This window comes from Clostridium sartagoforme, from assembly GCF_039521405.1.
Taxonomy (GTDB): domain Bacteria; phylum Bacillota; class Clostridia; order Clostridiales; family Clostridiaceae; genus Clostridium; species Clostridium sartagoforme.
Map to the genome: position 1 here is coordinate 1 of NZ_BAAACH010000034.1, position 13,651 is coordinate 13,651.

Below are 13,651 nucleotides of genomic sequence, written 5' to 3' on the forward strand. Positions count from 1 at the left end.
CATTTTCTTCATCGCTCTCAAGCGACTTCATTATCTTATCATTTGTTTTTCTTTTTGTCAACAACTTTTCTTAAAAGTTTTTTTGACTTATTTTGTCACATATCTTAGCGACAGAATCTATCTTATCATTTAAATTTAATATAGTTATATATATATGTATTTATTTTTCAAATTTATTTTTTATTTACTCCATTTTTCTATTTTTTTTTAGTTTATACTATTATTGATACGCCTGGATAAGATTACGTTATAATATAGCTTATTTCTATTATTTTTTATTCTTTTTTAATTTATTCATATAAAAAAATTGCAATTACCTATATATTGATAATTGCAATTTATTATTTTTAAATCTTTATATATACTTATGGTTTCTCATTTATTCATCATCTTTTGATTCTTCGTCTTCTGATATATCTAATAAATCCTTTAAACTATTATCTGAATCATCTACCACTGCTATTTCACTCTTTATTTCATCATCTATTCTATTTTCATCTATAGTTATTTGCTCTTCTTTATCCTCACCAGTTCCTGATATTTTAGCAATTGCTGCTATTTTTTCCTCTTCTGATGTTCTCATAAGAGTTACACCCATTGCAGATCTGCTTGTAACTGATATTCCTGAGACATTTATTCTTATTGCTACTCCACTTGTATTTATTAACATAAGCTCATCATCTATCTTACATACAGTTGCACCTATAACCTTACCTGTCTTCTCTGATAGTTTGTATGTTATTAAACCTGTTCCGCCTCTTTTTTGTCTCTTATATTCTGTTATAGGAGTTCTCTTTCCAAAACCATTTTCACTAATAACAAGTAAATCTTCTCCTTCTACAGCGATATCCATACATACTGCAATATCATCTTCTCTTAGATTAATAGATCTTACTCCTGATGCAGTTCTACCCATAGATCTTACGTCTTTTTCATTAAATCTAATAGCATTACCATCTTGTGTAACTATTATTATATCTGCGTCTCCACGAGTAACCTTAACCTTTAAAAGTTCATCTCCATCTCTTAGGTTTATGGCTATTAATCCATTTTTTCTAAGATTCTTGAACTCTGAAAGTGGAGTCTTCTTTACTATTCCTTGCTTAGTTCCCATAAATAAGAATCCTTCACTTACATCATCTCTTATTGTAAGTACTGTTTCTATTCTTTCATCTTGCTCTATTGCTATAAGATTTATTATATTAGTACCTTTAGCCGTTCTTCCCGCATCAGGTATTTCATATGCTCTTAGCTTATAAACTCTTCCCTTATTCGTAAAGAATAAAACATCTGAGTGGGTTGAAGTAATATTTACATGTTCTACAAAGTCATCTTCTTTAGTAGACATTGCTTGTATTCCTCTTCCCCCTCTTCTTTGTGCAGAATATGTATCTGCAGATATTCTCTTTATATATCCTGAATGTGTTAATGTAACTACTACTTCTTCTTCCTGTATAAGATCCTCTATATCTATTTCATTAACTACTTTTTCTATCTTAGTCCTTCTTGGATCATTATATTTATTCTTAATTTCTAATAACTCTTCTTTTATTACTGATAAAAGTTTTTCTTCACTTGCTAATATAGAATTTAAATAATCTATTAACTTCATCAACTCTTCAAATTCTTCTTCTATTTTGTCTCTTTCCAATCCTGTTAATCTTCTTAATCTCATTTCTAGGATTGCCTGAGCTTGCTTTTCACTTAATCCAAATCTATCTATTAATGTATTTTTGGCTATTTCTGTTGTTTTAGATGATCTTATTATTTTTATAACTTCATCAATATTATCAAGGGCTATTCTTAAACCTTCTAGTATATGTGCTCTTGCTTCTGCTTTATTTAATTCAAATACAGTTCTTCTGGTTAATACTTCTTTTTGGAATTGTATATAATTACTTAATACTTGTTTAAGGTTTAATACTAATGGTTCATTATTAACTAAAGCTAACATTATAATTCCAAATGTATCTTGCATTTTTGTATGCTTATATAGAAGATTTAATACTACACTTGGATTAGCATCTCTCTTTAATTCTATTACTATTCTCATACCTTCTCTATCAGATTCATCTCTTAAGTCTGATATTCCGGTTATTTTTTTATCTTTTACTAAGTCAGCTATATTCTCTATTAACTTAGCTTTGTTAACTTGATATGGTATTTCTGTAACAATTATTTTATGTCTTCCATTCTCTTCTTCAATTTCTGCATTTGCCCTTACTATAACTCTACCTTTTCCAGTCTCATATGCTGCTCTTATTCCTGATTTCCCCATAATTGTAGCACCTGTAGGAAAGTCAGGCCCTTTAATGACAGTCATTAATTCTAAGGATGTTGTTTCTGGATTATCTATAAGCATTATTGTTCCATCTATTACTTCCCCTAAGTTATGTGGAGGAATATTTGTAGCCATACCTACAGCTATCCCAGATGATCCATTTACTAAAAGATTTGGATACCTTGATGGTAATACAACCGGTTCCCTTTCTTCACCATCAAAGTTTGGTATAAAGTCAACTGTATCTTTATTTATATCTCTTAGCATTTCAGATGCAATTTTATTCATTCTTGCTTCTGTATATCTCATTGCTGCTGCACTATCCCCATCTACAGAACCAAAGTTTCCATGGCCATCAACAAGCATATATCTCATTGAGAAATCTTGAGCTAATCTTACTAGTGCATCATAAACTGATGTATCTCCGTGTGGATGATACTTACCTAAAACTTCTCCAACTATTCTTGCACATTTTCTATAACTTTTATCTGGCGTAATTCCAAGCTCATTCATAGAATGTAGTATTCTTCTATGAACTGGCTTTAATCCATCTCTAACATCAGGTAATGCACGACCTACAATAACACTCATTGCATAATCAATATAGCATCTCTTCATTTCTTTATTTATATCTATAGGAATAACTTTTCCCTCGTTTAAATCCATGTACCTCACCTCGTTTTAGTACTAAACATCTAAGTTACTTACTTTCTTTGCATTTTTTTGAATAAACTCTCTTCTTGGTTCTACTTTATCCCCCATCAATATAGTGAATATTTCGTCAGCTGCTATCGCATCCTCTATTGTTGCCTTTAAAAGTACTCTCTTTTCCGGGTCCATAGTTGTGTCCCATAATTGAGTTGCATTCATTTCTCCAAGACCTTTATATCTTTGTATATTAGTTGCATTATCTTTTCCACCGATATCACCTAATAACTTTTCAAGTTCTGAATCAGAATAAACATAGTACTCCTTTTTATTTTTCTTTACTTGATAAAGCGGTGGCTGGGCTATATAAACGTGTCCTCCTTCTATTAATCCTCTCATATATCTAAAGAAGAATGTTAACAGTAAAGTTCTTATATGAGCTCCATCTACGTCAGCATCTGTCATTATTATTATTCTGTTATATCTTAATCTTTCTTCATCGAAGTCTTCACCAATTCCAGCACCAAACGCTGTAACCATTGATTTTATAGAATCTGCAGTTAAGATTCTATCTAATCTTTGCTTTTCAACATTTAATATTTTACCTCTTAATGGTAATATAGCTTGGAATCTTCTATTTCTTCCTTGCTTAGCTGATCCCCCTGCAGAGTCTCCCTCTACTATATAAATTTCACACTCTCTAGGATCTTTGGATGAACAATCAGCTAATTTCCCTGGTAATGATGAACGCTCTAATACTGATTTTCTTGTTAGTTCTCTTGCTTTTCTTGCTGCATCTCTTGCTCTCGCTGCCATCAAAGCCTTTTCTATTATTATTTTCCCAATATTAGGGTTCTCTTCTAAAAATATAGATACCCCTTCTCCTACTATTGAATCCACGACACCTCTAACTTCAGAGTTTCCTAGCTTTGTTTTTGTCTGTCCTTCAAATTGAGGATCAGATATTTTTATAGAAACTACAGCTGTTAATCCTTCTCTGATATCATCACCAGATAAATTTTTATCATTTTCTTTTAAATGATTAAATCTTTTACCATAATCATTTATAACTCTTGTTAAAGATGTTTTAAATCCTGACAAGTGGGTACCACCTTCTATTGTATCTATATTGTTAGCAAAAGAATATAGATTTTCAGTATAACTATCATTATATTGAAGTGATACTTCAGCTATTATTCCATCTCTTTCTCCTTCAACATAAATAGGCTCCTCATGTAGTACTTCCTTATTTCTATTTAGATATGCTACAAATTCCTTTATACCACCTTCATAGAAATAATGCTCCACTTTTTCTTCTTCTCTTTTATCTTCTAATATAATTTTAATTCCCTTATTTAAAAATGCTAACTCTCTCAATCTATTAGATAATATATCAAAATCATATTCTATTTCTTCAAATATTTCAGTGTCTGGCTTGAATGATACCATAGTTCCTTGTTTATCAGTTGTTCCTATCTTACATAAATCAGTTACAACGGCTCCTCTAGAATATTTTTGCTTCCAAATTTCACCTTCTCTGCACACTGTTACTTCACACCACTCTGAAAGTGCATTAACAACTGATGCACCAACACCATGAAGTCCTCCTGATACTTTGTATCCTCCACCACCAAATTTTCCTCCGGCATGAAGAACTGTCATTATAACCTCTACTGTTGATTTCCCCATTTTAGGATGTATTCCTGTAGGCATCCCTCTTCCATTATCTATTACTGTTATTGAGTTATCTTCATTAATAGTAACTGATATATCTGTACAAAACCCAGCCAAAGCTTCATCTATACTGTTATCAACTATTTCATAAACAAGATGATGTAATCCTCTTGAACTGGTACTTCCTATATACATTCCAGGTCTTTTTCTAACAGCCTCTAAGCCTTCTAAAACCTGAATTTGATTTTCATCATAACTTTGTCTGTTATTTTCCAATATAATCTCCTCCTTAAATTAAATTTTATTATAATCACATGAAGATTTAAAATTGGAATTATGGATTATAATCTATATTAGTTCTTTTTGTTAAAGTTGAAGATGAAATTGGAGATAAGTAAATTTTACTCATTTTATTAACTTCAGCTATAACAAAAGATTTTGGTTTTTCTTTAGAAATCCTCTCTACAAACCCATCTTCCTCCGCCATTCTTAAAAAAGCGCTTGTGTCAGAACTATACATTGTAGTTTGTAAATCAAATATTCCAATCACATCTTTGACTGGAACAACTACATTTTCTCCTAAATGTAAAAACATAAGAATTCCTCCCTTAATTTAGGATTTCTCCATCTTTGACCTTAAATAATCTGGATGTATTATCTAAATAATTAGTTATATCCTCGATTCCCGTACATGTTATTATAGTTTGAATCTCCCCAATGGTACTTAAAATGTACCTCTTTCTATTAAAATCTAACTCTGATAAAACATCATCTAATAATAATACTGGATATTCTGATGTAATTTCCTTTATTATTTTTAAAGATGAAAATTTCATTGTAAGAACTGCGCTTCTTTGTTGTCCTTGAGATCCAAAACTTTTTGTATCTATATCATTAATAAGAACAATAAAATCATCCCTATGAGGGCCAATGCTCGTAATTCCCTTTTCAATATCTTTCTTCCTGTTTTTCTTTAATGTTTCATAGAAGTTAACTTTTATATTTTCCAAGTCCTTTATTGTACTTATATATCTAAATTCTATATTTTCTTTTCCTGAAGATATTTCTCTATGTACATCTTTACCATAAAAGTTTAATTTATTAATATAATTAATTCTATCTATAACTATATGATGCCCATAATTTGCTAATTGAATATCATATATATCTAAAATTTCCTTATCTAGATTCCTATTTTTTAAAATAACATTACGTTCATTTAAAATTTTGTTATATTGAACTAAATTATAGTAATATTTAGGGTTTAGTTGACATAATTCCATGTCTATAAATTTTCTTCTTATTCCTGGTGAATCTTTTATAATCTTTAAATCTTCTGGTGAAAACATAACAACATTAAAGTTTCCAAATAATTCTCCTATTTTAGACACCTTAATTTTATTTATCTTTATTGCTTTTTTCCCATCCTTTAATATATTTATATCAATATTCTTATCAAGCCTATCTTTACCTACAAGTAAACTTATATATGCACTATCTGAATTCCAATTTATTAAATCTCTATCTTTGGAAGTTCTGTGTGATTTAGAAAATGCACAATAATAAATTGCTTCAAGAATATTGGTTTTACCTTGAGCATTATCTCCCATAAATACATTTACATTTTTACCAAGTTTTATATTTAAAGATTTATAATTTCTATAATTTAACATTTGAAGTCTTTTAATATACATTTTTAACACCTATTTTAATTATAACATATAAAAAGAATAAAAGTAATTGTTAAGGTAATAGTAAATGCAATATAGTTCTTAAATAACTTTATACTCTTCACCATCGAATTCTACTATATCACCCTTTTTAATTTTCTTTCCTCTTTGAGTACAAATTTCATTATTAACCTTTACCATCTCATCTAAAATATACATTTTCGCTTCTGATCCTAAAGATGCAACTCCACACCACTTCAAAAAGGAATCCAATTTTATAAATTCTGTATTTATTTTAACTTCATTCATTTCCAATTCAATGCATTTTTATTCATATTTTATGCATTTTCTCCTTTCTATCTTATAAGCCTTACTGGTAAAACAAGATATTTTGAATTATCTATATTCTTACCCTTTATTACGCAAGGGCTAACACTTGATGTCATTTCTAATTTAACTTCATCATCATCCATGTTTTTTAATACATCCAAAAGATATCTAGAATTAAATGCAATTTGTATAGATTCTCCTTGCAAGTTTATATTCAATTCCTCCCTAACCTTTCCCAATTGAGAATTGGATGTTATTATCATTGTATCCTCTTGAACATCTAGTTTTATTAAATTGCTATTACTATCCTTAGCCATTAAAGATGCTCTCTCTATACAATTTTGTAATTGTTGTTTATTTACATCAACTAATATTTTATGCTCTTGAGGTAATAAAGACGAATAATTTACAAATTTACCTTCTAATAATCTTGAAATAATTTTTGTATTATTTAAATTAAATAATATATGATTATTTGTAAATGTTATTTTTACTATATCAGATGTATCTTCTAATATTTTTGAAACTTCATTTAATGTTTTTCCAGGTATTACAACTTCTAGATTATTATCATTATCTAAAAACTCATTTCTTATAGCTAATCTATATCCATCTAAAGCTACTAAGTTTAAATTTTTATTATTCACTTCAAATAATATTCCTTGAAGTATTGGTCTAGTTTCGTCTTGAGCTATAGCAAAAGATGTTCCTTTTATCATATTTTTTAGTATATTCTGAGGAACTTCAGCTGATAAATTTTCATTTATATTTGGTATAGCTGGATAATCTTCAGCATTCATGTAAACTAGGTTAAACACTGATTTTTCACATGTAATTTGAATTATGTCATTTTCTAAAGTTTCTATTTTTATATCTGAATTTGGTAGCTTTCTTATAATTTCTCCAAAAATCTTTGCATCTATTACTATCTTTCCTTCCTCAAGAATATCTGCTTCAACCTTTGTTTCTATAGATACATCCATATCAGATCCTATTAATGTTAATCCTTCCTTTTTTGCATCTATATAGATTCCTTCTAATATAGGCATAGTTGTTTTTCCTGTTATAGCCTTACTTGTTATTGATATACCTTCTTGTATTTTTTGTTTTTCACAAATAAATATCATATAAAAACCTCCTTAAGTTATATACATATAAGATGTATAGATATAGATAAATATATAAGATATAAATTAATAATAGTAGTAGTAGGGGCTGTGAGTATGTTAATAAGTACCCCTAACCATTGAATTGTCTAAATTGTTTATAAAAAAATAGTGTGGATAAGTGAAGCAAAAATTACGTATCTTATCCACAGTACTAACAGACGATATTGTTTTTAAGAGTTATCCACAAATAATTAAATATATTTATGTACAGTTGTTGATTAATTTTGAGTTAGCTTTTTTGTTATATCATTTACTGTGTGTTGTAGACTTTCATCAGTATTTAAGCTATCAGAGATTTTCTCATATGCATGTATAACAGTAGTATGATCTCTTCCTCCAAATTCCTCTCCTATTTTCGGTAAAGACATATCTGTTAATTTTCTACTTAAATACATTGCAATTTGTCTTGGATAGGCTATATTTCTAGTTCTTCTTTGAGATTTTAAGTCTTCTATTCTAAGATTAAAATATCCAGCAACAACATCTTGTATAACATCTATAGTTACATTTTTATTTTGTTTATTTGATATTATATCTTTAAGAGCTTCGCTTGCTAATTCCACTGTAATAGGTCTATTTGTAAGAGAGGAATATGCCACTATTCTAATCAATGCTCCTTCTAGTTCTCTAATATTAGACTTAATTTTTGTTGCAATATAAACCATAACTTCATTTGCTACATTTAATTTCTCGACATCAGCTTTCTTTTTTAGTATAGCCATTCTAGTCTCAAAGTCTGGTGCTTGAATATCAGCAATTAAGCCCCATTCAAACCTAGAACGTAATCTATCTTCCAAAGTTGGTATTTCTTTTGGTGGCCTATCAGACGATAGAATTATTTGTTTATTTGCATCATGTAATTCATTAAATGTATGGAAAAATTCTTCCTGAGTTCTTTCTTTGCCAGCTATAAATTGGATATCATCTATAAGTAAGATATCAACACTTCTATATTTATTTCTAAACTCTTCATTTTTATCATCCCTTATTGCATTAATAAGTTCATTAGTAAATTTTTCTGAAGAAACATATACAACTTTAGCAGTAGTATTGTTTTGTAAAACATAGTGTCCTATAGCATGCATTAAGTGAGTTTTACCAAGACCAACTCCACCATAAATGAATAAGGGATTATATGCTTTAGCTGGAGATTCAGCTACTGCCAAGGACGCAGCATGAGCAAATCTATTACTATTACCAATAACAAATGAATCAAATGTGTACTTAGGATTTAAAGTACTAGACATTTCATCGTTTACGATAATAGATGATGATTTATTATCTATCTTTGAGATTTTTTCTTCCTTATCTTCAGATTCCTGAATATCAGATGCAACTATAAATTCTACATTATATACTTTAGAACAAGCAGCTTCTATAGAATTTACAACCAAATCCTTATATCTTTTTTCCAATATATCTTGAGTGAAGGAATTGGGCACACTGATTTTTATTATATTGGAAGATATAGAAATAGGTTCGCAACTTTTAATCCATGTATTAAAACTAACTTCACTCATTTCACCTTTAATTATATTTAATGTTTTTTCCCATAATGATTTAAGATCATTATTCATTTTATATCCTCCATAAAAAAAATTTTAAAAGTTATTAAATAATTAATAACATAGTATAAACATAGTTATTAACATATGAAAATGATTGTTGATAACTAATAATAAAAATATTCACATGTTAATAATTATGTTGATGTTATAAACATAAAAAAATTATCCACAGTATAAGTATGTACAAATTTACACATTATTAACATGGTATAAAAGTAATATTTACGCTAAAAATAGGTATAAATAGATAAGTAATAAAGAAAAAGCAAACAAGTTATGCACAATTTAATCCACAGCTGTGGATAAGTTGTCGTATAAATAAAACTATTCACATTCATTATTAATAATAACATAAGTTAAATAGAGTATTCAAGAAGTTATCCACAAATTTATATGTTAATATATTTATATTTATCAACAGAATTTGAAAATTATAGTGTATTGACATAAAATCGTGATATATATATAATAATAAGGTAAATTTAAAATTAGGAATTATAGTTTTTACTATAGAAATTTAGAATTCGAAGGGGGTGTAGTGAAATGTTCATGACATACCAACCAAAAAAAAGACAAAGAAAAAAGGAACATGGATTCAGAAAGAGAATGAAAACTTCATCAGGAAGAACTGTTCTTAAAAGAAGAAGACAAAAAGGTAGAAAAAAATTAACAGCATAAGGGCCGCAAATAGTGGCCTTTTTTCTGCAATAGCGGAAAAAAAAGGAGTATAGAAGTTCCAATGGTGTACAGATTAAGAAAGAATAATGAATTTAAATTAGTATATAGACGGGGAAGGTCGCTAGCTAATAATCTTTTAGTTTTATATATTTTTAATAATAAGAAAAATAAAACAGAGGATAAGCTTCCTTATAATAAGGTAGGAATTTCTGTAAGTAAAAAAGTAGGCAATAGTGTAGTACGAAGTAGAAGTAAACGATTGATAACTGAAAGCTATAGACTAAATGAAAAAGATATTAAAAAGGGGTATGATTTTGTATTTGTAGCACGAAGTGCTATAAAGGATAAAAGTTTCTTTGATGTTGAAGAATCAATGAAAAAACTTTTTTTAAAGGCAGGATTATATAAATAATGAAAAAAGTAATGCTAAAAACTATATATTTATATAGAAAATATATCTCACCAATGAGACCACCAACATGTATTTATGTTCCTACATGTTCTCAATATGCAATAGATGCTATTAATAAATATGGAGCAATAAAGGGTGGTTTTTTAGCTATAAAGAGAATTCTAAGGTGTCATCCATTCGCAAAGGGTGGGTATGATCCTGTAAAATAAGGAGGTTAGGCATAAAAGATGATGAAATTCTTACAACCAATAACAAATTTTTTGACTATTATATTTGATGGACTTCATGGTTTTATTTTATCAGTATTTAACATGGAACCAAGTGGTGCTTCATATGTACTAACAATTACAATATTTACTTTAATAATTAGATTGTTAATACTTCCATTAAATATAAAAGCTAATAGATCAAATGCGAGGATGCAGGAAATTCAACCGGAATTAAATGCAATACAAAAGAAATATGCAAATGATCCCCAAAAGATGCAAGCTGAATATTCAAAATGTATGAAAGAAAATAATGTAAGTATGTTTGGAGGGTGTCTTCCAACATTATTACCATTACCAATACTATTTGCTTTATATTATGTTTTCTATAATATAGATAAAAGCTTAGTAGTAAATCCATCATTTTTATGGATAATAGATGTATTTGAAAAAGATAGATATTTCATATTACCTGTATTAGCATTTTTAAGCACATATTTACCAAGCTTACTTTTAACTAAGTCAATGCCTAAAAATGATAATAGTCCTATGAATATGGGAAGTATGAATATTATGATGGCAGGTATGATGGGAGTAATGGCAATCAATTTTAAATCAATTCTAGTTATTTACTGGATAATTGGTGGAGCTATTCAATTAGCACAAACTTACTTCTTAAATTACTTACCATATAAAAAGAAAAAAGAAGCTAAAGAGGAAGAGGCAAACTTAAAGACTATTCAAAATGCCAAAAAAGCAACGCCAAAGACTAAGAAAAAAAATTAAGATTTATTATATTTAGTATTTACTAGGTGGTGAATAGGGTATGAAAATATTAGAAATGACAGGTAAAACCATAAATGAAGCATTAAATAATGCATTAAAAGAATTGAAGCTCACAGAGGATAAAATTGAATATGAGGTTCTAGATGAAGGATCTAAAGGATTTTTGAATATTATAGGGACAAAACCTGCTAAAATATTAGTAAAAGTCAAAAGAGATTATAAGGAAGAAGTAAGAGTATTTTTAAGATCTATTCTTGATAATATGAGAGTACAATCAGAAATAAAAATTAGAGAAGTTGATGATGTTATTTATATAGACTTAAATGGTCCAAAGATGGGTTTAATAATTGGATATAGAGGAGAGACATTAGACTCCTTACAATACTTATCATCATTAGTTGTTAATAAAGAACACGATATTCCTTATAAAAAAGTAGTTTTAGATACTGAAAATTACAGAAAAAAAAGAGAAGAAACCTTAAAAAGAGTTGCAGAAAAAACTGCATATAAAGTTAGAAAAACTAGAAGACCTTATAAACTAGAACCAATGAATCCTTATGAAAGAAGAGTAATACATTCTGCTTTACAAGATAATGAATATGTATATACATTTAGTGAAGGTGATGAGCCTCACAGAAGAATTGTTGTAGACATAAAGAAGTAAATGGGTATGGAGGCCAATTGGCTTTCCTACCCTTTATTTTTTTGACTTAATTTCAATAGTTTTGTAAAATGAATATTAGTTAATTTGGGATATAATATAAATAATGATAATTAAATTTTGCTAATGAATAAATAAAGTAAAAATCCACAATGGATTTTTTAATAAGGAGGATAGACATGAAAGAATTTGATACAATTTGTGCTATATCAACAGCAATTGGAGAAGGTGGAATTGCTATTATAAGAGTATCAGGAGATAAAGCTTTAGATATAGTATCTAAGATATTTAATGCCAAGAACGGAAAAGATATAAGAGATATGAAGACTTATACTATGAAATATGGTCATATAGTTGATATAGATACAAAGGATTTAATAGATGAAGTAATAATAAGTTATATGAAAGGGCCAAAAAGCTTTACGGCTGAAGATACTGTGGAAATAAATTGTCATGGTGGAGTCACATCAACAAATAAGGTTTTAGAGATGACAATCAAGGCAGGAGCAAGACTTGCTGAGCCAGGTGAATTTACAAAGAGAGCCTTTTTAAATGGGCGTATAGATTTATCGCAAGCAGAAGCAGTTATGGATTTAATAACAGCTAAAACAGAATTAGCAATGAAATCTGCATTGATGCAAAGTACGGGATCTCTATCACAAAAAATAAATAAGCTTAGAGAATATTTATTAAATGTTTTAGCTTTAATAGAATATGCTGTTGACTTCACGGAGGATGATGAAGAAGTTGACCCAGCTATTCCTATAAGAGTTAAAGAGAGTCTTGAGGAAGCTTATGAAATTATAAATAAGCTTTTAAAGGGAGCTGATGAAGGAAGAATAATAAGAGACGGATTAAGTTTAGCTATAGTAGGTAAACCTAATGTTGGAAAATCATCTTTATTGAATGTACTTTTAAAGGAAAAGAGAGCTATAGTTACAGATATTGCTGGTACAACTAGAGATGTGATAGAAGAATATATAAATTTAGATGGAATACCAGTAAAAATTATAGACACAGCAGGAATAAGAGATACAGAAGATATAGTTGAAAAAATTGGGGTTGAAAAATCCAGAGAAAAGATAAATGAAGCAGATTTAGTTTTATTAGTATTAGATTCATCTAGAAGTTTAGATAAAGAAGATATTGAAATAATAGGAACTATAAAAGATAAAAAATCAATAATTTTATTAAATAAAATTGATTTAGAAAATAAATTAGATAATACAATATTATCGGATTTTAAAAATATAATAAAAATTTCAGCTAAAGAAGATATTGGAATAGATGGATTAAAAAATGAGATTAAGAATATGTTCTTTAATGGTAAAATAGATAGCGAAAGCTTAATCATATCCAATTCACGACATAAGCAAGCATTAATAAGAGCCAAGGAAAATTGTGATAATGCGCTTATAAGAGTTAAGAATAATGAGTTTCTTGATTTAATTTCTATATATGTTACTGCAGCATTAAAAGCATTAGGAGAAATTACAGGTTCTGAATTGGAAGAGGATTTAGTTAATAAAATATTTAAGGAATTTTGTTGTGGAAAGTAGGAGAAATAA

The 13,651-nt window shown here is 28.4% G+C and carries 13 protein-coding genes; 6 read left to right on the forward strand and 7 right to left on the reverse strand.

Translation table 11 applies throughout. The annotated features are described in order from the left end of the window. Positions 1-379 precede the first annotated feature (379 nt). The 7 genes from gyrA to dnaA form a co-directional block, all read right to left on the reverse strand. Positions 380-2,947 (reverse strand): DNA gyrase subunit A, encoded by a 2,568-nt coding sequence (gyrA, locus tag ABDZ60_RS13340; protein ID WP_343778721.1) that lies wholly within the window; start codon positions 2,945-2,947, stop codon positions 380-382. A 21-nt stretch (positions 2,948-2,968) separates the two neighbouring features. Then, entirely contained in the window at positions 2,969-4,882 is a 1,914-nt protein-coding gene (gyrB, locus tag ABDZ60_RS13345) for a DNA topoisomerase (ATP-hydrolyzing) subunit B (protein WP_425544860.1), read from the reverse strand. Positions 4,883-4,937: 55 nt separating this feature from the next. Further along, positions 4,938-5,198 (reverse strand): extracellular matrix regulator RemB, encoded by a 261-nt coding sequence (gene remB / locus ABDZ60_RS13350; RefSeq protein ID WP_016207957.1) that lies wholly within the window; start codon positions 5,196-5,198, stop codon positions 4,938-4,940. A gap of 13 nt (positions 5,199-5,211) precedes the next feature. After that, positions 5,212-6,297: a DNA replication/repair protein RecF gene (gene recF / locus ABDZ60_RS13355; protein WP_343778726.1), complete on the reverse strand. Its 1,086-nt coding sequence runs from the start codon at positions 6,295-6,297 to the stop codon at positions 5,212-5,214. 78 nt (positions 6,298-6,375) lie between these two features. After that, positions 6,376-6,582, reverse strand: a complete 207-nt coding sequence (gene yaaA / locus ABDZ60_RS13360; protein WP_016207955.1) for a S4 domain-containing protein YaaA — start codon at positions 6,580-6,582, stop codon at positions 6,376-6,378. A gap of 47 nt (positions 6,583-6,629) precedes the next feature. Then, positions 6,630-7,730: a DNA polymerase III subunit beta gene (dnaN, locus tag ABDZ60_RS13365; protein ID WP_343778728.1), complete on the reverse strand. Its 1,101-nt coding sequence runs from the start codon at positions 7,728-7,730 to the stop codon at positions 6,630-6,632. A 260-nt stretch (positions 7,731-7,990) separates the two neighbouring features. After that, positions 7,991-9,349, reverse strand: a complete 1,359-nt coding sequence (gene dnaA, locus ABDZ60_RS13370) for a chromosomal replication initiator protein DnaA (protein WP_016207954.1) — start codon at positions 9,347-9,349, stop codon at positions 7,991-7,993. Positions 9,350-9,883: 534 nt separating this feature from the next. Here dnaA and rpmH point away from each other — a divergent pair. The 6 genes from rpmH (at position 9,884) to mnmE (ending at position 13,642) form a co-directional block, all read left to right on the forward strand. Then, a complete protein-coding gene (rpmH, locus tag ABDZ60_RS13375) occupies positions 9,884-10,018 on the forward strand; it encodes a 50S ribosomal protein L34 (protein ID WP_016207953.1) in 135 nt (44 codons plus the stop codon). A gap of 61 nt (positions 10,019-10,079) precedes the next feature. Further along, on the forward strand, positions 10,080-10,430 hold the full coding sequence (gene rnpA / locus ABDZ60_RS13380; protein WP_016207952.1) for a ribonuclease P protein component: 351 nt from the start codon (positions 10,080-10,082) through the stop codon (positions 10,428-10,430). Next, positions 10,430-10,639 carry a membrane protein insertion efficiency factor YidD gene (yidD, locus tag ABDZ60_RS13385; protein ID WP_016207951.1) on the forward strand — a complete coding sequence of 70 codons (210 nt, stop codon included), beginning with the start codon at positions 10,430-10,432 and terminating at the stop codon, positions 10,637-10,639. The genes rnpA and yidD overlap by 1 nt, the downstream gene beginning before the upstream one ends. 18 nt (positions 10,640-10,657) lie before the next feature. After that, a complete protein-coding gene (gene yidC / locus ABDZ60_RS13390; RefSeq protein WP_016207950.1) occupies positions 10,658-11,422 on the forward strand; it encodes a membrane protein insertase YidC in 765 nt (254 codons plus the stop codon). Between the two features lie 40 nt (positions 11,423-11,462). Then, positions 11,463-12,086, forward strand: coding sequence for an RNA-binding cell elongation regulator Jag/EloR (gene jag, locus ABDZ60_RS13395; protein ID WP_016207949.1), 624 nt, complete (start codon positions 11,463-11,465; stop codon positions 12,084-12,086). 176 nt (positions 12,087-12,262) lie between these two features. Beyond that, complete coding sequence (gene mnmE, locus ABDZ60_RS13400) at positions 12,263-13,642, forward strand: tRNA uridine-5-carboxymethylaminomethyl(34) synthesis GTPase MnmE (RefSeq protein ID WP_016207948.1); 1,380 nt, start codon at positions 12,263-12,265, stop codon at positions 13,640-13,642. The last annotated feature ends 9 nt before the right edge of the window (positions 13,643-13,651 follow it).

Excerpts from the sequence above, each read along its gene's own strand:
- remB (WP_016207957.1), bottom strand. The coding sequence starts at position 5,198 with ATGTTTTTACATTTAGGAGAAAATGTAGTTGTTCCAGTCAAAGATGTG.
- yidD (WP_016207951.1), top strand. The coding sequence starts at position 10,430 with ATGAAAAAAGTAATGCTAAAAACTATATATTTATATAGAAAATATATC.
- jag (WP_016207949.1), top strand. The coding sequence starts at position 11,463 with ATGAAAATATTAGAAATGACAGGTAAAACCATAAATGAAGCATTAAAT.
- rpmH (WP_016207953.1), top strand. The coding sequence starts at position 9,884 with ATGTTCATGACATACCAACCAAAAAAAAGACAAAGAAAAAAGGAACAT.
- rnpA (WP_016207952.1), top strand. The coding sequence starts at position 10,080 with ATGGTGTACAGATTAAGAAAGAATAATGAATTTAAATTAGTATATAGA.
- recF (WP_343778726.1), bottom strand. The coding sequence starts at position 6,297 with ATGTATATTAAAAGACTTCAAATGTTAAATTATAGAAATTATAAATCT.
- yaaA (WP_016207955.1), bottom strand. The coding sequence starts at position 6,582 with ATGAATGAAGTTAAAATAAATACAGAATTTATAAAATTGGATTCCTTT.
- dnaA (WP_016207954.1), bottom strand. The coding sequence starts at position 9,349 with ATGAATAATGATCTTAAATCATTATGGGAAAAAACATTAAATATAATT.
- mnmE (WP_016207948.1), top strand. The coding sequence starts at position 12,263 with ATGAAAGAATTTGATACAATTTGTGCTATATCAACAGCAATTGGAGAA.
- dnaN (WP_343778728.1), bottom strand. The coding sequence starts at position 7,730 with ATGATATTTATTTGTGAAAAACAAAAAATACAAGAAGGTATATCAATA.
- yidC (WP_016207950.1), top strand. The coding sequence starts at position 10,658 with ATGATGAAATTCTTACAACCAATAACAAATTTTTTGACTATTATATTT.
- gyrA (WP_343778721.1), bottom strand. The coding sequence starts at position 2,947 with ATGGATTTAAACGAGGGAAAAGTTATTCCTATAGATATAAATAAAGAA.